Source organism: Vibrio sp. R10-SF1-ISO8, from assembly GCF_059833805.1.
In genome coordinates this window covers 16483-37861 of record NZ_JCBDHL010000018.1, presented here as the reverse complement: position 1 = coordinate 37861, position 21379 = coordinate 16483, and the positions used below count along the sequence as shown (strand labels likewise).

Below are 21379 nucleotides of genomic sequence, written 5' to 3'. Positions count from 1 at the left end.
GGATTAATAGCCTATCAGCTGAAATAGCTCTCCTTGTTTTGCGGTAGAGACGGCACGATTTAACGTGCCGTCTTTTTTATATCTCGCTAATAATCGTCTTACAATCGGTTTCACTTGTTGTTCGTTCATACCGGGTTTAAGCTCTGGTTCATAGAGCAGCTTCAAGAGGACGACATCAAGAGGGGAGAGCAGATCTTCAGGGGTCTCATCATTAAAAATCGATGGGAAAGCGCTCTCTGAGTCGTTCGGTAAGCCTAAGACTTGAGTGATCTCCTCGACGATGCAGGCAAGCAACTTGCCATGCTCTCTCGCTTGGTCGACAGGAATGATGATTGCAGCATGTGAGAGAGCGCCTTTGCGACCGACTTGGTAGCCTGCTTTACAGATCGCTCCATATACGTTTGCAAGCGCAGGCTTACCCAGTTCTCGCTCAATATCTTCATGCCACTTGGATTCTTTAGTAAACACCCAGACGATATTCGCCTGTTCACGTGAATTCACTCTTTGAATTCGATGCCCAGTTATCTGTTCTAAGTGACGAAGATGTGCGTCAGTGAGTTCATCGTGAAGTTCACTGTCCGGTACTTTGTGCTGAACCCAAATTTTTACGGCTTCATTCCATTTTACTAGCGGTTTGTTTCCGGCAGAATATTCATTACGCATAGCGACGTTAATGAAAGCTTTCTCGATAAATTGGGTGTCTAACCATGTCTGTTGATTAACGTAAGCTTGAGCCTGAAAGCTGCAGGCCAATACGGTTAGCACGATCCACGCTGTCCTTAGCATTTGAGTTCCTATTTAAAACAAGTCGCTTTATTGAAATGGCTTTCGACTAGTCTTTGGGTAACCGAATGAGTCGGGCAAGTGAGTACTTCATGGGTTTCTCCACTTTCCACAACTTCTCCTTCATGCATCACCATTATTTTGTCGGTAATATGTTTAACAATACCAATATGTTGAGATACATAAACAAAGGAAACCCCCATTTCTTCTTGCAGCTCCAAGAACAGGTTAATGATCTGCGAACGCATCGCCATATCCAGTCCATTGAGCGCTTCATCTGCGACTATAACCGACGGTTGCAGGATCAGTGCACGTGCTAAACAAACACGCTGCTTTTGACCTGTAGCAAGCATCTGAGGGTAAAAGTAGGCATGTTCGGGTAACAAACCCACTCTTAACAGTGTTTCCTTGACGCGCTTAATCCGAGCCTCGGGTGGCATGCTAGTGTTTCGTTTTAGCGGACCTTCCAAAATTCGGCCAATTTGAATACGTGGATTCAAAGAGGTGTTTGGGTCCTGAAAAATCATTCTTATAAGCTTGCAGCGAGTCGAATAATCTTCGTGTTCAAGCAATTCGCCATTAACACGTATTTCTCCTGAGGAGGGTTCCACTACACCTGCTAACATTCGCGCTAGTGTCGATTTCCCAGAGCCGTTTTGACCGATAAAGCCAATGGTTTGGCCTGCTTCTAGGCTGAAGCTGACGGGTTTTACTGCCTGTTGAACCTTTTTGCGAAAAAGGCTTGAACGTGTGACAAAGGTTTTTGATAACGCGTTGACTTCTAATAGGGCACTCATGCTTTCTTCTTCTCCATATTTAGTGGGAAGTGGCATGCAAACTTGTGATTCTTGATTCGGCGAGTCATAGGTATCTCAACGCATTGACGTTGCGCATATGGGCAGCGTGGGCCGAGGCGGCAACCAATGGGCAAATGCTGTAGTGGAGGAATCGATCCTGGCAGAGATTGAAGTTTCTCTTTATGCGGAATCCAGTCGCTAAAATCAGGCATCGCTTTCAACAGTGCGGCGGTATATGGATGCTTTGGTTTTTCTAGGATCTTATTGGTATCAGCAGACTCAACTGACTGACCACAATACATGACCGTAATGCGGGTTGCCCACTGGGTAATGGTTGTCAGGTCATGACCAATTAACATGATCGATGTATTGTGTAGCTGATTCATCCGACTCAACAAACGTAAGATCTGCGACTGAGTAATCGGATCCAAATCGTTGGTTGGCTCATCTGCAATTAATAGCTTAGGTTTGGCAGCGATCGCCATCGCTATCATGATCTTTTGACACTCACCGTCAGTTAGCTCGTATGGGAAGCTATCCATGATTTGTTGGTGGTCTTTAATCCCAACTTTATGCAGTAACGCGACCGCCTGTTTCTTACGCCACTTAAAGCGCTCCCACCATTTACCTTCAAAAGAGCGTGAGGGAATCGCTTCAATAAGCTGTTTTCCTACTTCTTCTGAAGGGTCCAAACAGGTTGATGGCTCTTGGAAGATCATCGCAATATCGCGGGCTATGACACGTCGACGCTCTTTAGGTGTCAGCTGAAGTAAGTCGACATTTCCTAGTCTCATTCGGTCTGCGGTTACTTTCCAGTTGTCTTTGCATACACCAACGATGGCTTTAGCAACCAGACTTTTCCCTGAGCCCGACTCACCCACTAAGCCGCGAATTTCGCCTTCATTCATCGTCAGGCTCATTCGGTCAACGGCTTTCATCATCCCCTGAGGCGTTTCTATCTCGATAGTGAGATGTCGAATATCTAATAACGGCATTATTCGATCCCCGCGTTAAGCGCTTGGCGAATACCTTCACCAACAAGGTTAATGACAATAACAGTAAACATGATCGCGAGTCCGGGAAGAGTTACTGTCCAGGGAGCAAGATAGATCAGTTCAACAGAGTCTCCAAGAATAGCTCCCCACTCAGTGCTTGGCGCTTGTGCTCCTAAACCAAGAAAACCAAGCGCGGTGATATCCAAAATAGCGATAGACCATGCCAAGGTAATCTCGGTGGCAATGACGACAAGAATGTTGGGCAATATGGAATTCCAAAGTAGATAGAATTGGTTTGCCCCATCAAGACGTGCAGCCATAATGTAGTCTTTTTCCACTTCGGTATGTACTGCGATATAAACTGAGCGGACAAATCTTGGAATTAAGGCTAAACAGATAGCCAGCAAAATATTGAACTCGCCAAAGCCTAGGAAAGCGACAAAAATAATCGCCAATAGCAACGATGGAATTGACATGACGGTATCAAGTAAGTGGTTTAAGACACTTGATAGCAAGCCTTTGGTCATCCCTGCTAGTACGCCGATGATACATCCAATCACTGTAGCGATAACCGTAATCAGAAAAGCAGCACCAAAGGTAAGACGCGAGCCTTCAATTAAGCGTGAAAGAATATCTCTGCCGAGATCATCGGTTCCAAGGAAGTACTCAACCGTACCGGTTGGGTTCCAAGATGGAGGCACAAGTAACTCACCACTTTGCGCTTGTGGGTCATGAGGTGTAATCCAAGGTGAAACAAGCGTAATTAGGCATAGCAGTAGTAAGCACCATAAGCCAAACATAGCCAAATTGTTTGCACGGAAACTACGCCAGAATCGTTCAAACTGGGTAGGGATACGCTCTTCTTGGTAGACATTATCGGTTAGCATACCACTCCTTTCTTACCAATGGATTGACCATGGCACCAATCAGATCAGACAAGATGTTAGCGGTTAGGACAAACGTCGCTACGACGATGACCCCAGCTTGAATGGCAACGTAATCTTGATTTGAGAGGGCATCAAGTAACCATCGGCCAATGCCCGGCCAGTTAAAGATAGATTCAGTGATAATGGCAAGTGTTAGCATGCTAGAAAGCTGTACACCGATTTTTGGAATAATCGGCGGGATAGCGTTGCGTAACACATGCTGGGTCACGATTTCGTGTGTTGATAAACCTTTGATACGTGCGGCGCGAATATAGTTTTGTCCCATTACTTCAGCAACGGAAGCTCGCATCAAGCCTATGACTTGAGTCGTCGGCGCAAGCGCGAGAACAAGGCATGGCAGAATGAGGTGTTCCAAAACACTTTGCAACGCATGGGCTCGATATTCTCCGCTAGCAAAGAAGGCATCGATAATCGCAAAACCAGTAACGTGGTCAATTTGATAGAGCAAATCGTAGCGGCCTGCGACAGGGAATACCTGAAAGTGCAGAGAAAACACCATGATCATTAAAAGTGCGATCCAAAATAGCGGTGCAGAATAGCCAGACATGGAAGTAAACGAAATCACAGTATCGATCCACTTTCCTTGCTTCATACCCGCTAACGTCCCAACTGGTATTCCAATGAGCAGCGATATCACAAAGGCGATAAAACATAGCTCTAGCGTCGCGGGAAAGACGATACTCAGCTCGTCAATTATAGGAGTCCCTAACTTGGTAACGCCAAGGTTAAGCTGCATGAGCTCGCCAAGATACAGCATCCAGCCACTCCAAAAATCATGGATAGCCCATGGAGAGCTAGGCTCTAGCCTTAGAATACTGAAACCTACCATAGTGAGTATCAATAAGGTGATGATAAACAGGTTAAAGCGTCGAACAGAATACAACAGCATTACTTGAACCTCTCGACAGTATCAAACGGCTGCGCATTGAATGGGCTAACCTTAAAGCCTCTAAGTGAGGTGTGATGCGCTTGCAACTGCATGCCATGATTTAGTGGGATCACAGGGAATTCTTCATTAAGTATGTTCTGCGCCTGTTTATAGAGGTTTTGCCTATAGCGAGGCTTATCGACTTCAAGTGCAAGGTCGAGCAGAAAATCGAAGTCAGGATTACACCAACTTGAAACATTAAGTCCGGCGCGTTTGGATTCACAAGAGAGAAGCGGCCTTAAAAAGTTGTCCGGGTCCCCGGTATTGGCGATCCAACCCGTTAAGTGAAGGTCAATGTTTTCATTACTATTTAGGTTGCTGCGTTCAAATCTATCGTCTGTCATCAAATTGAGCTTAATTCCAACATCAGCTAGGTTTGCTTGAATCAACTCTGCCGTTTTTCTTGGGCTCGGGTTGAAAGCACGTGGCTCCAATGGAACTGACATTGTCAGCTCTAACCCTTTGCTATAACCCGCTTCACGTAACAGCGCGATAGCGTAGTTGCGATCATAACGAATTTGTACCGCATCTTTTTGATAAGCCCACGAAGAAGGAGGCAAAACGGAATACGCCTGACTACCTGTGCCGTAGTAGACCGAATCCAAAATGTTCTGACGGTTAATGGCATAGTTAAGCGCTTTACGCACGCGAGCATCGTTAAGTGCAGGGTGGGAAGTGTTCACGGCAACGAAAGAGATATTCATTGCAGGCTTCGCAGTTAACTCGACATCTGCTGTTTGCTCAATAATTGGCAACTGACTCGATAGTGGGGCGTTGAGCACATCACATTCACTGCGGAGTAGCTTAGCCAAAGTGCCTGTGCCGCGTTGAGATATGTCGAATACGACCTGTTCCATCTTTGGTTGATCTTGCCAATAGCGATTGTTGCGCTTAAGACGGATGAGGTCATTGACTTGATATTCAGCAAGGTAGAATGGACCAGTACCAACAGGATGACTATCGAGCATACTTTTCTCGTCGCTGAGCTCAAGTTGTCCGGCATACTCTTTAGAATGGATGACCGCATGACTGGTTGCAATATTGGACAGGAAACTATTGTCAGGTCGGTTAAGAGTAAATTTCACTTTGTGCTTGGATAGTGCTGACACCTCAACAACGAGGTTTTGGAAATCAATCCCACTGAACCAAGGGTAAAGTCCGCTTCCGACATAGTGAAAAGGATTGGTAGTATCAATAATGCGTCTAAAGCTAAAGACCACATCCTCTGCGTTCATTGCTCTGGAAGGAGTAAACCAAGCAGTAGTCTGGAACTCGACACCTTTACGCAACGTAAAGATGTATTCAGTGCCTTCTTTGTTAACTGACCACTTAGTCGCAAGGCTTGGCACTGGCTGATAAGTTTGGCTATCGAGAGTAAGCAGAGTATTAAACAGCTGAGGGCTGAGTGTTTCGGTTGTAATGCCACTATCGACCAATTGAGGGTTAAACGTCGAAGGACCACCTTGACCACAATAGACAAAACCCTTCTGACGAATTTTGTCATGGTCAATCTCTTCACCGCAACCGGCTAATAGGCTGAGGCTGAACAAACCTAATGTAAACTGAATGAATGCTTTCATAGAAAGAACAAGTGTCTGGGACAAAGCACAATGGAACTCACCATTATGCCTTAAGATCCTAATAATTTACCACTAATTACCCGCTGTAACCAAAGCAAAACCACAAAATTGCTGGGTTAACTGAGGTTAGTCAGGTCATACTTACGGACCATGCCTCGCAATTGGTGATAACTTAACCCAAGTAACTCAGCAGCCTTCCTCTGATTAAACTGGCTCTGCTTTAATGCTTCTGTAAGTATGAGTTGGTCCTGTTGTTCTTGCCACTGTTTATAGTCGATCGGGAATTGAAACTCGGGCACTTCAGGGGTTGCGGCTGTTTCTTCCTCTGGGCATATGCTCTGCCAAGAAGATTGGAAAGGATCAAAAATCAGCTGATCAATGGCCTCGTCTTGCATGCCGTGTTGGTAAACTGCTCGTTCAATCACGTTTTTCAACTCGCGCACATTTCCCGGCCAATGATAAGTGAGCAAGCTTTGTTCTGCTTGACTCGAGAAGCCGATAAAGTACTCGAAGCCCAACTCACGGCACATCTTAATTGCGTAGTATTCGGCCAGTAATAGGATATCTTCTTGTCGTTCGCGAAGAGGCGGTAAATGGATAACATCAAATGCCAGTCTGTCGAGTAAATCTGCGCGGAAAACACCTTCACTCGCCATTTGAGGTAGATCTGCATTGGTGGCACAGACTAGACGCACATTGGCATTCAAGAGCTGATGACCACCAACACGCTCATATTGACCGTATTCAATCACTCGGAGAAGTTTTTCTTGCACAAGTAATGGTGCCGTGGCCAACTCATCCAAAAATAGGGTGCCATTTTCAGCGCGTTCAAATCGACCCTTATGACGCCCTTTAGAGCCGGTGAATGAGCCTTGCTCATGACCAAAAAGCTCTGAATCAATCAAGCCTTCGCTGAGGGTAGAGCAGTTGAGTGAAATTAACGGCTGATCCCAACGTTTTGATAAGTAGTGAAGTCGCTGAGCAATCAATTCTTTACCAGTTCCTCGCTCGCCAATGATCAATACTGGTCGCTCAATAGCGGCTAACTTAGATACCTTGTCTAATACAGAAAGAAAGGCAGGGGATTCGCCAATAAGGTTTTGTTGCATGAATGCTCCGTGGTGAAATTTACCAACTGTAGGTTAAATTCAACACAGGTTGATAATGATTGCAATGAGTTATTTCGTAACTAACTGATTTATATAGGGTGAAAACTTGGCACGTAACTTGGATTATTAGGAACTAGTTACTTAGGTATAAACAAACACAGATTCGATGGTGATGCTTAGCATGACCTGATTGCAGCAAAATAAGGAGCCTAGCTATGGGTATTTTCTCTCGATTCGCCGACATTGTTAATTCAAACATCAGTGCTCTATTAGATAAAGCAGAAGATCCTGAAAAAATGATCCGTTTAATTATTCAGGAAATGGAAGATACATTAGTAGAAGTGAGAACCAACTCAGCAAAAGCGATTGCTGATAAAAAAGAGTTGGCACGCAAAGTTGAGTCAATGGAAGCTGCCATTGATGAGTGGCAGCAAAAAGCGACCTTAGCGCTAACTAAACAGCGCGAAGATCTAGCAAGAGCTGCGCTAATTGAAAAGCAAAAACTGCAAGACATGCTGAAAGGTCTGCATACAGAGCAAACGTTAGTTGAAGAGACTATCGACAAGTTGACTGGTGAAATCAGTAAATTAGAAACAAAAATTACTGAGACTCGTGCTAAGCAACAGGCTTTAGCTATTCGTAGTCAAACCGCTTCTAATCGCCGTGATGTTCAAAAGCATCTGCATACTGCGCGTACTAGTGAAGCTATGGCTAAGTTTGAGCAATACTCGCGCAAAGTCGATGAGATGGAAGCAGAAGCAGATTTATATGCGAAAACGGGCAACGCTAAATCTTTAGACCAAGAATTCGCAGAGCTGCAAGCTCAAGATGAAATTGAAAAAGAGTTAGAAAAGCTAAAAAAGCAAATGGAAGATAAAAAGTAATTCCAGTTATATTTTGTTAAATTTATTAGGTAGATAACGTAATTTAGATTGCCGTTCATCTACCTTTCATTAAGGAGTTATTTATGTCGTCATTTTTCATTGCTGGTCCACTGATCGTATTTCTGATTTTCGTTGCTCCTCTATGGTTGTTCTTGCACTACCGTAGTAAGAAAACCGCTAGCACAGGCTTATCTCAGGAAGACTTGCAACGACTGGAGACACTATCAGAGAAAGCTGCCACCATGCAGAGCCGAGTTGATACGTTAGAGCGTATTTTGGATGCTGAATCTCCAAGCTGGAGGCGTCGTTATGAATAAACGTGAGTTATATCGTGATACCGTCAATGGCAAGATCACTGGCGTATGTGCAGGTTTGGCTAACTACTTTGCTTTGGAAGTATGGTTAGTTCGTATCTTAGTGATTTCAGCAGCTCTGCTTGGTGGTAGTTTCTTGGTGATTCTTGCCTATATCGCGATGACGCTGATGATCGAAAAACAGCCACCTAACTACGTTGAAGCGATCAAAGCCGAGCAAGAACACAAGCTGAAAAATAAACCTTGGCAGCAAGGTCAAACGCCTGAAATGTTACTCAACACGATTGAGAAAGATTTTCACAATTTAGAAAACCAAATTCGCGACATTGAAGCTTATGTCACTTCTGACGCGTTTAAAGTTGATAAAGAGTTTAAAACGCTATAATGACCCAGTTGAATTAGCCAAATTGAGTCTTCAGGTGTATCCGACATAGTGAAGGCTCAAAAGTGCGACGTTTCGCTCATATACTGGGCAAATTATTAATTTTCATAATAATTTTTGTCATGTCTATGGAAGAGGCGGTATCATTCATCTATCTTTGTAACTAATCGCTGCAAACGGATGATTGATTATGCGCAAATCTATTTTGTTTCTTGTGACAGCCGCTTTACTGAGTGGGTGTGGCAAGGAACTTCCTCCTGTCCCCGAGCCTGATTCAAGGCCAGCAAAGCTATTTACTGTTTCTATCGGCAATGCTCAGTTTGAACGTACCTTTCCAGCCACTTCAGAAGCAGGTGACAAAGCGGTACTTGCGTTCCGAGTTCCCGGCCAACTCCAGTCTATTGATGTTGTCGCAGGGCAATCTGTAGATAAGGGTGATGTGTTGGCATCACTTAATCCAGATGAGTACACACTTTTAGCGAAGCAAGCAGAGGCTCAATACCGACTCGCTGATGTTCAATACCAGCGCTATAAAAAGCTACGTAAAGACAAAGTAGTGTCTGAGCAAGATTTTGATGAAGCGAAAGCCAAACGAAATTCTGCTAGAGCCACTTTGGAACAAGCGCAAGCTAACTTACGCTACACGCGTTTAGTTGCACCTTATAAAGGGACTATTTCAATTGTTCCAGCCGAGGCTCATGAGTATATAGCGGCTAAAGAAGGCGTAATGAACATTCAGACTACGCAGCTAATGAAGGTGATTTTTCAACTACCCGATCATCTTCTAAATCGCTTCGCGAGTGGCCTTAATCTTACTGCAAACATGACTTTTGACGCCTTCCCTGAAAGTCAGTATGAACTAATGTTCCAAGAAGTGGATACTGAGGCAGATCCAAAAACAGGTTCTTACAAAGTTACCATGGTAATGGAAAGGCCAGAAGATGTTGGTATCTTGCCCGGTATGGCTGGTTCCATTCATGTTGCCGTTGAATCTACCGGTGCAACGCGTATCCCTCAATCTGCACTGATGAAAGAAAACGGTCAAACGTATGTTTGGCGTGTCGATTCACAAGGTATCGTTGCTAAAGCTCTAGTTGAATTAAATGACAAACAGCAAGTGCAAAGTGGATTGAACGAAGGCGATCAGATCGTGATATCGGGTGTAAACGGTATTGAATCTGGGATTAAGGTTCGAGAGTGGATCAAAGAGCGAGGTCTATAAGATGAAGCAGTGGTTAAATCTATGTGCGCTCTCTTCGGCTGCACTGTTAGCTGGGTGTGGTGGTGAACCACAGTATGTTGATTTTGGTACACCCAAGGTAAAAGTTCTTGAACTCGCAAACCAAGTGATTAACGAAGATCGTCTTTATTTTCCTGCAGTTGCAAATGCGGCAGAGCGCTCTCATTTGAGTTTCCGTGTGGCTGGGGAAATCAGCAAAATTTACGTTAAAGAAGGTGATCATCTTGAAGAAGGTGAACTGATCGCCGAACTGGATCCTACAGACTACAAACTTGAGGTAGATAACGCGGCTGCACGTTATAGCGTAGTTGATAGTCAGTACAAGCGTTCAAAACCGCTTGTTGATAAGGGTTTACTAGCGAAGTCTCAGTTTGACGAGATAGCAGCGAATCGTCAGATCGCTTATGCGGAGCTTCAATTGGCCAAACTTCGTCTCTCTTTTACTAAATTGAAAGCGCCTGTTGATGGGATTATCTCACGGGTTAACGTTGACCAGTTTGAGAATATTCAGGTTGGTCAGCAAATCGTTAATATCCATAGTGTAGAGAGCGTTGAGGTTCTTATACAACTTCCCGATCAGCTCCATGCAAACCAACCTACTCAAGAATCGTTAGAAAATATTGAAGCTGTCGTGCGAGTGCCGAGTGGTAATGAATATAACGCCAGTATTAAAGAGTTTACTACTGAACCTGATCCGGCTACCGGCACATTTACCGTGACTTTAACGCTACCTATGCCTGAAGAAGAGTACATTCTTGACGGTATGGCGGTAGAAGTCACGTCTAAAGGTAAAGACGTTGGTTTAGAGCTTAAAGGTGGGGTGCAGGTACCTATTGAAGCCATTTTTAATGGTGATGGTGACTCACTGGATAGACAAAGCAAATATGTGTGGGTACTCAATGCAGATAACTCTGTATCCAAGCAGAAAGTGGTGACTGGAAAGGCGAGTAAAGATGCCGTTCAAGTCCTTGACGGTTTGAGCAGTGACCAATCGGTTGTGATAGCAGGTATTTCTAGATTAAGGGAAGGAATGCAGGTGCAAGTAGTTAAGCAGGAGGCGGGTAATGAGTGAACACAATAACAACTCGCCGCAAAGCGATGATGATGTAACGGGAATCGCGGCTTACTTTATCCGCAACCGTGTGATCAGTTGGATGATCTCATTAATCTTCTTGATTGGTGGTGCTGCGGCTTTCTTTGGTTTAGGGCGATTGGAAGACCCTGCGTTTACTATCAAAGATGCGATGGTCGTGACTTCTTACCCGGGCGCAACACCCCAGCAAGTAGAAGAAGAAGTAACTTATCCGATAGAGAAAGCGATTCAACAGCTTACCTATGTTGATGAGGTAAATTCCATCTCAAGTCGTGGTTTGTCGCAAATAACGGTTTCGATGAAAAACAACTATGGCCCTGATGATTTACCCCAGATTTGGGATGAATTACGTCGAAAAGTAAACGATCTAAAAGGTCAGCTACCACCTGGGGTGAATGACCCGTCGGTGATTGATGATTTTGGTGACGTTTACGGTATTTTGCTAGCGGTAACAGGTGATGGCTACAGCTACAAAGAGCTACTCGATTATGTGGATTATCTACGTCGAGAGCTAGAGCTGATTGACGGAGTCAGTAAGGTCTCGGTCTCAGGTGAGCAGCAAGAGCAGGTCTTTATAGAGATCTCGATGAAGCGTTTGAGCACTCTTGGTATAGCTCCGAACACAGTATTTAACTTGTTATCCACTCAGAATGTCGTTTCTGATGCAGGCGCAATTCGGATCGGCGACGAATACATTCGAATTCATCCTACAGGTGAGTTTAAGAATGTGGATCAGCTCGGTGATTTAATCATTACCGAGAGCGGCGCGCAGGGACTGATTTACCTGAAAGACGTCGCTGAAATTACCCGTGGTTATGTTGAAGTTCCGAGCAATATCGTCACTTTCAATGGTGAACTGGCCCTTAACTTAGGGGTTTCCTTTGCTCAAGGGGTAAACGTTGTTGAAGTTGGTCAACGTTTTGATCGACGTTTAGCAGAGCTTAAGTACCAGCAGCCAGTGGGTGTTGAGATCTCTGAGATCTATAGCCAACCTAAAGAAGTTGATAAGTCTGTAAGCGGATTTGTCGTCAGCCTAGGTCAAGCGGTCGCGATCGTTATCATCGTACTGCTGTTCTTTATGGGACTAAGATCAGGCCTGTTGATTGGTCTTATTTTGCTACTCACCGTTCTGGGTACTTTCATATTCATGAAGTACTTTGCTATCGATTTACAACGTATCTCCCTAGGTGCTCTGGTTATCGCTTTAGGTATGCTGGTGGATAATGCCATTGTGGTGGTCGAAGGGATATTGATTGGCACGCAGAAAGGGCGGACGCGGATGCAAGCCGCGACAGATATCGTGACTCAAACCAAATGGCCGTTGCTAGGTGCGACAGTGATTGCGGTGACAGCATTTGCGCCAATCGGTTTGTCTGAGGACGCGACAGGTGAGTATTGTGGCACCTTGTTTAGTGTGCTTCTTATCTCGCTGATGTTGAGTTGGTTTACCGCCATTTCTCTTACTCCATTTTTTGCTGATATCTTCTTTAAAGGTCAGAAGTTTAAGCAAGATGGAGCGGAAAGCGATCCATACAATGGGATGATCTTTGTGGTGTACAAAGGCTTTCTTGAGTTTTGTATGAAGCGTGCTTGGTTAACCGTTGTTGTGCTTATTCTGGGTTTAGCAGCGAGTATTGTTGGCTTTACCCAAGTTAAGCAATCATTCTTCCCGTCCTCGACGACACCTATCTTCCAAGCAGACATCTGGTTGCCTGAAGGAACCGATATTCGTGCAACGAACACTAAGCTCAAAGCTTTAGAGTCTTGGTTATCTGATCAAGAAGGAGTCGAGCACATTACCACCACGGCTGGTAAAGGTCTGCAACGCTTTATGCTGACCTATGCGCCAGAGAAGAGCTATGCGGCTTATGGTGAAATTACGACTAGGGTGACTGATTACGAGCAACTTGCGAATTTGATGACGAACTTCAGGTTGCATTTAGAGGACAAGTTCCCTGAAATCAACTACAAGCTGAAGCAGATTGAACTTGGTCCAGGCGGTGGTGCGAAAATTGAAGCTCGTATTATAGGCTCAGATCCAACAGTGCTGCGTGGTATCGCTAAGCAAGTTGAAGAGATCATGCATGCCGATCCAGGCGCAACTAACATTCGTCATGACTGGCGTGAACGCACTAAAGTGCTTGAGCCGCAATTTAACGAAAGCCAAGCTCGTCGTTACGGTATCAGTAAGTCTGATGTAGATGAGTTTCTTGCGATGTCTTTCTCCGGTAAGTCTATCGGTGTATACCGAGATGGTACGACCTTAATGCCAATCGTGGCTCGCTTACCAGAAGACGAACGTGTGGACATTCGAAATATCGAAGGTATGAAGATATGGAGTCCTGCACTTAGCGAGTACATCCCGCTGCAACAAGTCACTATGGGCTACGATATTCGTTGGGAAGACCCAATCATAGTACGTAAGAACCGTAAGCGTATGCTAACGGTCTTTGCTGATCCTGATTTGCTAGGTGAAGAGACTGCCGCGACACTTCAAACTCGTCTGATGCCTCAAATTGAAGCGATTGAGTTACCACCGGGCTATTCATTAGAGTGGGGCGGGGAGTATGAGTCTTCGGGTGATGCCCAAGAGTCACTCTTTACTACTATGCCGATGGGCTACTTGTTTATGTTCTTAGTCACCGTATTCTTGTTTAACTCAGTGAAAGAGCCGTTGATCGTCTGGTTAACGGTACCACTGGCAATCATTGGTGTGACCACAGGTCTACTGGCTCTGAATACCCCATTTGGCTTTATGGCCTTGCTCGGTTTCTTGAGCTTGTCCGGTATGTTGCTTAAGAATGGTATTGTCTTGTTGGATCAGATCGAGATTGAAATGCACTCGGGCAAAGACCCATATGTGGCAGTGGTTGACGCAGCATTAAGTCGCGTTCGCCCTGTTTGTATGGCGGCGATTACGACCATCTTGGGTATGATTCCTCTGCTTCCTGACATCTTCTTCAAGCCGATGGCGGTAACCATCATGTTTGGTTTAGGTTTTGCGACAGTACTGACACTTATTGTCGTACCAGTGTTGTATCGTCTATTCCACAAAGTAAAAGTGCCAAACTAACTAAACTAGAAGTAAACGCCCCTGACTTTGTCGGGGGCGTTTGTTTTTATAAGGAGACAATCAATGAGCAAAGACACAACTTGTGCTTGGGCGATGAATCATGAACTTGAGCGTGAATATCACGATGCGGAGTGGGGCGTGCCTGTTTATGATGACAAAGTACTGTTTGAGTTCATAACCTTAGAAGGGGCTCAGGCAGGACTGAGTTGGATTACGATTCTAAAGAAACGCGAGGGTTACCGAGCCGCGTTTGAAGGTTACGACCTATCACGCCTGTCGCAGTACGATGAAAGTCACGTCGAGCGAATTATCGAAAACTATGATGTCGTCAAACATCGAGGCAAGATCACCTCTGTATTTGGAAATGCACGAGCGGCATTGGCACTGATTGAAGAATATGGCAGCTTATCGAACGCTTTGTGGCAGTTTGTTGATGGTAAACCGATCGTGAATAACTGGACGCAAATGAGTGATGTGCCTGCTTCGACAGAGCAATCAAAAGCAATGAGCAAGTTTCTCAAAAAGAAAGGCTTTAAGTTTGTGGGCGAAACGATCTGCTACGCCTTTATGCAAGCGGTCGGTATGGTTGATGATCACCTAGTTGACTGCCCAAAGAAAGGGGCTAAATAGTATTAGGCAGCACACGTTGTGCTGCCAACATGTTTGGCTAACGACTTTGGTCATGAATCCTCTCAAGTGCTTCGACACGTCGCAGCTGTGTTGAATCGAAGCTATTTTTTCTTAGCTGTGCGATCTGTAGCTGTTTATCTTGCTCGGAAAGAGAGTTAGACGTGAGTAGCTCATCCCTACTTACTAAATAGGAATCTAGCGTTGTTTGAAATACAGCGCGTTGCAGGTCGAGCTCTGCTAATCGTTTAGCCCCACCTTCACCAACTAACTCACTTCTAGCGATGTATTTATCTTGGTCATCAAGCTTTGATACAGAGTCCAACTCTACAACCAGCAGATTGTTTTTTTCTGCTGCCTGAATGTAGTCTGGCATTTCAGTGAGTTGGTCTTCTAGTAAGCTCTTTTTTTGCTGGGCATCTAGATTATTTTCAGTGATTTTCGCTTTGTTAATCGCCAATTGGCGCAACAGATTCTCTTCTTCAAATAGCAGCTTTATTTCTTGCTCAGAGAAATAGCGAGACTGTAACGCTAATATCTGCGCGTGAAGTTGTTCGAGGTCTAGAGCAGTAAGTTGGGTTGCTTGCAAGGGTTCAAGCTCTGCTAACGCTTCTTTGTACTCCAAATAAGTGGCAAACAATACTTCCTCGTTACTCAATTCGCTTTCTGTTGAAGCACGGTCATTCACCTTCTTTTTTATCTCATCAAGACTTTGTTCACCTAAACTGCTTAGTGAAAAATCAAAAAAGTGCTTGGGGGTAGTTGTGTCAACGTCTACATCAGCTTGAGAAAGGATTGGGTCTGCAGTTTCCTGTTGCCTATCGGACAAATATAAGACCGCTCCAAATCCAATTGAAGTGATGACAGAAATGGTGATTAGAACGGTCTTTTTCATTGATTTACCCTTACAGTCCTTGTTGTTTCAGGCGGTTTGCGTGTTGGCGATAGAGTGTGACGGGATCGGTTTCAAATAGGTGGTGTATGCCCAAGAGACCGTTAATTTCATCCAGGTGATTCATTTTGTAATCATCACGAATTACTTTACCTAAGTGAGTACTGCATGCGCCAACAAGTCCATCATTGGGTTCGTCAAATGCCCAGCCGAGTATCACCATCGCCCCATCAGTTGGATCCAAAAGGTTGGTAAAAGTGGAAGACCCTGTCCATGAGTAGTAATAGACGCCATTACTGGCGAGAAGATCCCCGTTTCCACATGCAGTGGTAGGAATGCCATATGGATGATGCTGATTGAAAGCCAGAGAGCCTTCAGTCGTCAGTGCTTCCAAAGAAGCTAAAGGATCTTGCTCTAGATCTGTGCCTCCTGACAGGAGATTGATAAGGGTGGTTAAGCCCCCTGCAAGTTTCACGGCTAATCCTTCCAAGCCTGAGCCTTCAGGGACATTTCCTCTTACTAGATCGGCGACTTTTGAGCCCTTGTTTACGCCACCAATGCTAGTGACTGAGGCCACGAGGTCGGGCCTAACTGAAGCAACGTAACGAGCCGTTGGTCCACCGTGACTATGGCCTATTAGGTTGACTTTGGTCGCCCCGGTAGCAGCGAGTAGTGTTTCTACTTGTTTGAGAAGCTGCTCTCCTCTGACCTCGGTACTGTTAGAGGCAGATACCTGAGCAACGTAAACAGTCGCGCCGTCTCGGGTTAGTGAGTGCGGTATTCCATAGAAATAGTCGACACCTGCGAGAGTATCAAAGCCGAAGAGTCCGTGTACAAGTACAATGGGATATTGAGTTTGAGTATAGCCACCTGCGTGGGCAAGATTGGTGAGTGTCGGTTGTCCAATTGCGAGTGCGCAAGTCAGGACAAGTGAGTAGATCGGTTTCAATGTTAGCTCCTTCTGGTATGACCTCTGATGAGATATTTAACCGTAGAAGAAAAACTGAGCTATACGAAATATGAATAGTTAAAGAAAGATTAAAACGTGATGTTGAATTAAAAACCAACAGCTTTAATTAACGAAAGATCTTAGAAAATTATTTTGATTAAATTATTAATAAAATCAATGTATTAAAAAGCCTCGCAAGCGAGGCTAAATAGTGAAGTTTGGAAAAGTACTATGCGGTAGCTTCTTTTTCGAGAATCAGGGCGTTGTATCGCTCTAGCCCTGCTTCCAGATCAGCGATAAGATCATCGACGTCTTCAAGTCCAATATGAACGCGAATCAGGGTTCCCTCAAAATTAGGGTTAGCGACTGTGCGCAGACTATTGAAGCTCTTCGGTTCATTGGCAAGAATCAGACTTTCAAAACCGCCCCAAGAATACCCCATACTAAAATGCTTCATTCCATCTAATAGGGCTGTCGTTGCTCGTGGGTAACTGGTTTTCAACACAAATGAAAATAGGCCGTTTCCACCGGTAAAATCGCGTGTGAAAAACTCGTGACCAGGACAAGTTTCAAGGGCGGGGTGGCGAACATGATCGACTTCAGGTCTGCTTTGAAGCCATTGCGCCACTTTCAAGCTGTTTTCCGCGTGTTGACGCAAGCGTACATCCAAAGTGCGAATTCCGCGTAAGCCTAAGTAGGCATCATCAGGAGACACACATTGACCCATTAGGTAGCTTTGCTCGCGTAATTGATCCCAGTATTGCTCGCTGGCTACCGCAGTGCCAAGCATCACATCTGAGTGTCCGACAATGTATTTAGTTGCGGCTTGAATTGAAATATCAACACCATGCTCAAATGGAGAGAAATTCACCCCAGCCGCCCAAGTATTATCGAGCATAACGATGACATCGTGTTGGTGTGCAATGCTCGACAGAGTAGGTACGTCTTGCACTTCCATGGTGATCGAGCCCGGAGACTCAAGGAATAGAACTTTTGTGTTTGGTTTAATGAGCTCTTTGATGCCTTCACCAATCGTTGGTTCGTAGTATGTGGTTTCTACACCCATCTTCTTGAGGATTTTATCGCAGAAATCTCGTGTTGGTTCGTAACAGGTATCGACCATCAGAATGTGATCGCCCGTTTCAACAAACGATAAAATAGCGTTAGAGATCGCGGCAGTACCACATGGGTAAAGGGCGCATCCCGCACCACCCTCGATCTCTGTCATTGCATCTTGGAACGCAAAATGAGTCGTGGTGCCGCGGCGCCCATAAAATAGTGTTTTGTTTGCTCTGTTCACCGTTGCATGGTGTTTTTCTGCCACAGTGTTAAAGACGACGGTTGAGGCTCTTTGAACGGAAGGGTTAACCACACCGTTCGTCCACTTTTCATCGCGACCAGCGGTAACGAACTTGGTCTGCTTACTTTCTGACATCGGAAGTCCTTATCGAATACTTTACCTTATTTAAACCACGGCAAAGCATGAATAGCAAGGGATTAAAGCAGAGGATTAAACAGATAAAATACACGCTCTAAAAAGCGAGAGAATAGTGTTCGCTTTTCCCACTCTTCGATATCGACGATATGTGATTTTTCCATATAACTTTGCTGAAGCCAGAACATCTCTTTGGTGAAAGCAAGATCATCGATGGCTAAGGTGAGTTCGAAATTAAGCCATAGGCTGCGCATATCCATATTTACTGTCCCAACGAGACAAAACTCCTCGTCGATCACAACGGACTTGGTATGGAGCAATCCACCATAAAATTCGTAGATCTTGACACCAGCGCTTAGTAGCTCGCTATAAAATGCTCGTGACGCCCATTGAACCATCAACGAGTCATTTTTGTGTGGAATGACAAGTTCTACATTAATGCCACGTTGCGCCGTCATCTTAAGAGTTTCAAGTAAGTCAGAGCTTGGGACAAAATAAGGGGTAGTGATTCGAACCGAGTGGTTAGCCTGATTAATTGCAAGCGTTAATACTTGAGAAATCAAATGTTCCGGCATACCAGGCCCTGAAGGAACCACTTGCACGGGATGTTGCGGCTCGTCAGGGTTAATACGGCACTCTGGAATAGCAGGGAATGCACGTGACCCCGTTTCAACTTCCCAGTCCCAACAATGAATCGCGGAAAGGACATTAACAGTAGGGCCAGTAACGCGAATCATAATGTCGATCCACTGTCCTACACCGGAATCTTGCTTAAAATAGGCAGGATCGACGAGGTTCATTGAACCTGTGTATGCGACTTTTTCGTCAATAACGATAATTTTTCTATGTTGACGCAGATCTAAGCGTCGCAGGAAGATACGCCATGGGCTTACTTCTAGTGCCTGAACGACCTCTACCCCCGCACTGCGCATCATTTTCAACCATTCGCTGCGAAAGAAGCGTGGGCTGCCTGCGGAATCAAGCAGCAATTTAACATTTACGCCACGTTTTGCGGCACGAATCAGAGCGGAAGCCACCGAATCGGCCAATCCACCTGGATGCCAAATGTAGAAAACCATGCGAATACTGGTTTGTGCATTTTCTATATCTTCGATGATTGAGCGAAGAATATCGTCGGGCGAGCTTTGTAAAGAAAGGGAGTTACCTGACAGAGCGGGTAGGCCTAGGCGGTTGTTACAAAGCTCATCAATTCGATAAATATGACGACCAAAGCTCTCTGGGGAGTGAGCATGACAGTCGTTAAGGTTCGAGAACCAGTCAGCGAAAGGAGAGAGCATCTCCTTCGCACGTTCTGCTCTTTTTCGACCAAGGTTGAGCTCCCCAAATAGGAAATAGCAGGCAACGCCGAGAATTGGGATGATATAAATGATCATCAGCCAAGCCAGCGAAACACTCACTGCACGACGCTTTAGCACTACTCGAATTGTCACGCCGGCAACCAGAATCCAGTAAAAGACAATCCCAGCAAGTGTAAGAAAGTGATAAAACTTTTCCATTCAGTAACCTAGGTAATCCAATGCTATCCAATATTAGAACTCTGGACGAAGGACGACAAGCGGCAAATTTTCAAAGAATGTAACGAACAGGAAGTAGAAAGAAAAAGAATGATTCTGTTATGAGAATGTAAAATCTGGTGTATAGTAGATGTTAAAGGCTAAAAAAGCAGCATTTAAACATATTAATTACATTTGTGGTGGAAAAATACACTAATTGGGCTTCCAATTTTAATCTTAAACTGCTTTACTTGCCATAACGTTAGCGTCACTGATAATTTTATTAAGTGTAAAAATAATTATACACCACTTTTTAAGACGCCTAACAGAAGCAAACACAACTTAAAAAACGATTTAATGGAGTAACCGTGGCTACTAGTTCAAGTGTTCAGGCCCGTGATACATGGGGGTCTAAATTAGGCTTCGTAATGGCCGCAGCAGGTTCTGCTGTTGGTTTGGGCAATATATGGAAATTTCCTTACACGGCAGGTGAGAGCGGCGGCGGCGCGTTCGTTGCTATTTACCTTCTTTTCGTGATTTTCATCGGCTTTAGCGTAATGTTAACGGAATTCGCTATTGGTCGTAAGACAGGTCTATCAGCTGTAGGTGCGTTCAAAACGACTGACCGTCGTTGGACGTTCACAGGTGTTATGGGTGTGCTAAGTGGTCTACTGATTATGGGTTTCTACCCAGTCGTTGGTGGTTGGGCACTGGCATATATCTTTAAAGTAGGTGGCGGTCTGCTAAGTGCGCCTGAAGCAATCGGTGATAGCTTCGGTGGCTTTATTTCGGATCCTGTTCAACCTCTGATGTGGATGGGTATCTACCTGATGCTTAACATCGCTATCGTTATGAAAGGTGTTTCTGGCGGTATCGAGAAAGCGGGTAAGATCCTAATGCCTCTGCTATTCCTAATCCTGATCGTGGTATCAGTGAAAGGTCTAATGTTACCTGGTGCGATGGCAGGTCTTGAGTTCCTGTTCATGCCAGATTTCTCTAAAGTAGACAGCAGCGTAGTACTTGCAGCTCTAGGTCAAGCGTTCTTCTCGCTAAGTCTAGGTATGGGTTGTATGTTGACTTACGGTTCTTACTTGAAGAAGAAAGAGAACCTAGTTCAAACAACTGGTATGGTTACTGCGATGGACACAGGTGTTGCAATCCTAGCGGGTGTCGCAATGTTCCCTGCAATGTTTGCATTCGGTATGGAACCAGCAGCAGGTCCAGGTCTAGTATTCGTCGTTGTACCTCAGCTATTTGCTGAAATGGGCGGCGTAATTGGTCTTCTGTTTGCACTCATGTTCTTCATTGGTCTAACGGTAGCGGCGCTGACTTCTTCTGTATCTCTACTTGAAGTAGTGGTTTCTTACCTAATCGATGAGAAAGGTATGAAGCGTTCTACAGCGGTAATTAGCGCAAGTGCGGTAATGGCGACATTATGTGTGTTCGCATCGCTTTCTCTAGGTGGTGTAGGACCAACGCTATTTGGCACTGGTGCGTTCGATATCTTTGACCTGTTGACTGATAAGATCTTCCTAGCGGTTGGCGGCATGTTAGTGTGTATTTTTGCTGGTTGGCGTCTATCGCGCTCAGAGCTAGAGAAAGAAATCACTAACGATGGTGAAGTATCTTTCCCACTGTTTGGTCTATGGTACAACCTAGTTAAGTACATCATCCCAGTGGCTATCGCAATCGTTGCATTCATGGGCATTAAGTCTGGCTTCGATAGTGGTAAAGGTGAAATCATGCTGTTAGGTATTGGTATCATCGCTCTAGCAGGAGTCTTCTCTAAGAAGCTCTAAACCTGACTGATTAGTTACGTCAAATAAAACCTCCCAAA

The 21379-nt window shown here is 44.9% G+C and carries 19 protein-coding genes; 8 read left to right on the top strand and 11 right to left on the bottom strand.

What is annotated here, in order from left to right; all coding sequences use genetic code 11:
• Window positions 1-3: 3 nt before the first annotated feature.
• From AC6R00_RS13420 to pspF, 7 genes are all read right to left on the bottom strand, one after another.
• Window positions 4-786: a DUF2927 domain-containing protein gene (locus AC6R00_RS13420; RefSeq protein ID WP_500640721.1), complete on the bottom strand. Its 783-nt coding sequence runs from the start codon at window positions 784-786 to the stop codon at window positions 4-6.
• A gap of 8 nt (window positions 787-794) precedes the next feature.
• Window positions 795-1580, bottom strand: a complete 786-nt coding sequence (locus AC6R00_RS13415) for a peptide ABC transporter ATP-binding protein (RefSeq protein ID WP_500640720.1) — start codon at window positions 1578-1580, stop codon at window positions 795-797.
• The gene (locus AC6R00_RS13410; protein WP_500640719.1) at window positions 1577-2575 is read right to left on the bottom strand and encodes a peptide ABC transporter ATP-binding protein; all 999 of its coding nucleotides are present in this window, start codon (window positions 2573-2575) and stop codon (window positions 1577-1579) included. The genes AC6R00_RS13415 and AC6R00_RS13410 overlap by 4 nt, the downstream gene beginning before the upstream one ends.
• On the bottom strand, window positions 2575-3462 hold the full coding sequence (gene sapC / locus AC6R00_RS13405) for a putrescine export ABC transporter permease SapC (protein ID WP_004748052.1): 888 nt from the start codon (window positions 3460-3462) through the stop codon (window positions 2575-2577). The genes AC6R00_RS13410 and sapC overlap by 1 nt, the downstream gene beginning before the upstream one ends.
• On the bottom strand, window positions 3449-4411 hold the full coding sequence (locus tag AC6R00_RS13400) for an ABC transporter permease (protein WP_500640718.1): 963 nt from the start codon (window positions 4409-4411) through the stop codon (window positions 3449-3451). Before AC6R00_RS13400 ends, sapC begins: the two co-directional genes overlap by 14 nt.
• Window positions 4411-6030, bottom strand: coding sequence for an ABC transporter substrate-binding protein SapA (gene sapA / locus AC6R00_RS13395; protein WP_500640717.1), 1620 nt, complete (start codon window positions 6028-6030; stop codon window positions 4411-4413). Before sapA ends, AC6R00_RS13400 begins: the two co-directional genes overlap by 1 nt.
• A 116-nt stretch (window positions 6031-6146) precedes the next feature.
• The gene (gene pspF, locus AC6R00_RS13390; RefSeq protein WP_500640716.1) at window positions 6147-7139 is read right to left on the bottom strand and encodes a phage shock protein operon transcriptional activator; all 993 of its coding nucleotides are present in this window, start codon (window positions 7137-7139) and stop codon (window positions 6147-6149) included.
• Between the two features lie 215 nt (window positions 7140-7354).
• Here pspF and pspA point away from each other — a divergent pair, with 215 nt between their 5' ends.
• From pspA to AC6R00_RS13355, 7 genes are all read left to right on the top strand, one after another.
• A complete protein-coding gene (pspA, locus tag AC6R00_RS13385) occupies window positions 7355-8023 on the top strand; it encodes a phage shock protein PspA (RefSeq protein WP_500640715.1) in 669 nt (222 codons plus the stop codon).
• Between the two features lie 83 nt (window positions 8024-8106).
• A complete protein-coding gene (gene pspB, locus AC6R00_RS13380) occupies window positions 8107-8340 on the top strand; it encodes an envelope stress response membrane protein PspB (protein ID WP_500640714.1) in 234 nt (77 codons plus the stop codon).
• Window positions 8303-8722, top strand: coding sequence for an envelope stress response membrane protein PspC (pspC, locus tag AC6R00_RS13375; protein WP_500640713.1), 420 nt, complete (start codon window positions 8303-8305; stop codon window positions 8720-8722). The genes pspB and pspC overlap by 38 nt, the downstream gene beginning before the upstream one ends.
• A 187-nt stretch (window positions 8723-8909) precedes the next feature.
• Window positions 8910-9941, top strand: coding sequence for an efflux RND transporter periplasmic adaptor subunit (locus AC6R00_RS13370; RefSeq protein WP_500640712.1), 1032 nt, complete (start codon window positions 8910-8912; stop codon window positions 9939-9941).
• 1 nt (window position 9942) lies between these two features.
• Window positions 9943-11031, top strand: a complete 1089-nt coding sequence (locus tag AC6R00_RS13365; RefSeq protein ID WP_500640711.1) for an efflux RND transporter periplasmic adaptor subunit — start codon at window positions 9943-9945, stop codon at window positions 11029-11031.
• Window positions 11024-14125: an efflux RND transporter permease subunit gene (locus AC6R00_RS13360; protein ID WP_500640710.1), complete on the top strand. Its 3102-nt coding sequence runs from the start codon at window positions 11024-11026 to the stop codon at window positions 14123-14125. Before AC6R00_RS13365 ends, AC6R00_RS13360 begins: the two co-directional genes overlap by 8 nt.
• Window positions 14126-14188: 63 nt before the next feature.
• Complete coding sequence (locus tag AC6R00_RS13355) at window positions 14189-14755, top strand: DNA-3-methyladenine glycosylase I (protein WP_500640709.1); 567 nt, start codon at window positions 14189-14191, stop codon at window positions 14753-14755.
• Window positions 14756-14792: 37 nt separating this feature from the next.
• Here the strand turns inward: AC6R00_RS13355 and AC6R00_RS13350 are convergent, their stop codons facing one another.
• From AC6R00_RS13350 to cls, 4 genes are all read right to left on the bottom strand, one after another.
• The gene (locus AC6R00_RS13350; protein WP_500640708.1) at window positions 14793-15647 is read right to left on the bottom strand and encodes a lipase secretion chaperone; all 855 of its coding nucleotides are present in this window, start codon (window positions 15645-15647) and stop codon (window positions 14793-14795) included.
• Between the two features lie 10 nt (window positions 15648-15657).
• Window positions 15658-16569, bottom strand: a complete 912-nt coding sequence (locus tag AC6R00_RS13345) for an esterase/lipase family protein (RefSeq protein WP_500640904.1) — start codon at window positions 16567-16569, stop codon at window positions 15658-15660.
• 253 nt (window positions 16570-16822) lie between these two features.
• Window positions 16823-18028, bottom strand: coding sequence for a cystathionine beta-lyase (locus tag AC6R00_RS13340; protein WP_500640707.1), 1206 nt, complete (start codon window positions 18026-18028; stop codon window positions 16823-16825).
• Window positions 18029-18090: 62 nt separating this feature from the next.
• On the bottom strand, window positions 18091-19545 hold the full coding sequence (gene cls / locus AC6R00_RS13335; RefSeq protein ID WP_500640706.1) for a cardiolipin synthase: 1455 nt from the start codon (window positions 19543-19545) through the stop codon (window positions 18091-18093).
• Window positions 19546-19910: 365 nt separating this feature from the next.
• On the opposite strand from cls, the gene AC6R00_RS13330 reads away from it, so the two are divergent.
• On the top strand, window positions 19911-21341 hold the full coding sequence (locus AC6R00_RS13330; RefSeq protein ID WP_500640705.1) for a sodium-dependent transporter: 1431 nt from the start codon (window positions 19911-19913) through the stop codon (window positions 21339-21341).
• The last annotated feature ends 38 nt before the right edge of the window (window positions 21342-21379 follow it).

Excerpts from the sequence above, each read along its gene's own strand:
- AC6R00_RS13410 (WP_500640719.1), bottom strand. The coding sequence starts at position 2,575 with ATGCCGTTATTAGATATTCGACATCTCACTATCGAGATAGAAACGCCT.
- pspB (WP_500640714.1), top strand. The coding sequence starts at position 8,107 with ATGTCGTCATTTTTCATTGCTGGTCCACTGATCGTATTTCTGATTTTC.
- sapC (WP_004748052.1), bottom strand. The coding sequence starts at position 3,462 with ATGCTAACCGATAATGTCTACCAAGAAGAGCGTATCCCTACCCAGTTT.
- cls (WP_500640706.1), bottom strand. The coding sequence starts at position 19,545 with ATGGAAAAGTTTTATCACTTTCTTACACTTGCTGGGATTGTCTTTTAC.
- AC6R00_RS13360 (WP_500640710.1), top strand. The coding sequence starts at position 11,024 with ATGAGTGAACACAATAACAACTCGCCGCAAAGCGATGATGATGTAACG.
- pspA (WP_500640715.1), top strand. The coding sequence starts at position 7,355 with ATGGGTATTTTCTCTCGATTCGCCGACATTGTTAATTCAAACATCAGT.
- AC6R00_RS13365 (WP_500640711.1), top strand. The coding sequence starts at position 9,943 with ATGAAGCAGTGGTTAAATCTATGTGCGCTCTCTTCGGCTGCACTGTTA.
- AC6R00_RS13340 (WP_500640707.1), bottom strand. The coding sequence starts at position 18,028 with ATGTCAGAAAGTAAGCAGACCAAGTTCGTTACCGCTGGTCGCGATGAA.
- AC6R00_RS13415 (WP_500640720.1), bottom strand. The coding sequence starts at position 1,580 with ATGAGTGCCCTATTAGAAGTCAACGCGTTATCAAAAACCTTTGTCACA.
- AC6R00_RS13400 (WP_500640718.1), bottom strand. The coding sequence starts at position 4,411 with ATGCTGTTGTATTCTGTTCGACGCTTTAACCTGTTTATCATCACCTTA.
- AC6R00_RS13350 (WP_500640708.1), bottom strand. The coding sequence starts at position 15,647 with ATGAAAAAGACCGTTCTAATCACCATTTCTGTCATCACTTCAATTGGA.
- AC6R00_RS13355 (WP_500640709.1), top strand. The coding sequence starts at position 14,189 with ATGAGCAAAGACACAACTTGTGCTTGGGCGATGAATCATGAACTTGAG.
- pspF (WP_500640716.1), bottom strand. The coding sequence starts at position 7,139 with ATGCAACAAAACCTTATTGGCGAATCCCCTGCCTTTCTTTCTGTATTA.
- AC6R00_RS13370 (WP_500640712.1), top strand. The coding sequence starts at position 8,910 with ATGCGCAAATCTATTTTGTTTCTTGTGACAGCCGCTTTACTGAGTGGG.
- sapA (WP_500640717.1), bottom strand. The coding sequence starts at position 6,030 with ATGAAAGCATTCATTCAGTTTACATTAGGTTTGTTCAGCCTCAGCCTA.
- pspC (WP_500640713.1), top strand. The coding sequence starts at position 8,303 with ATGCTGAATCTCCAAGCTGGAGGCGTCGTTATGAATAAACGTGAGTTA.
- AC6R00_RS13420 (WP_500640721.1), bottom strand. The coding sequence starts at position 786 with ATGCTAAGGACAGCGTGGATCGTGCTAACCGTATTGGCCTGCAGCTTT.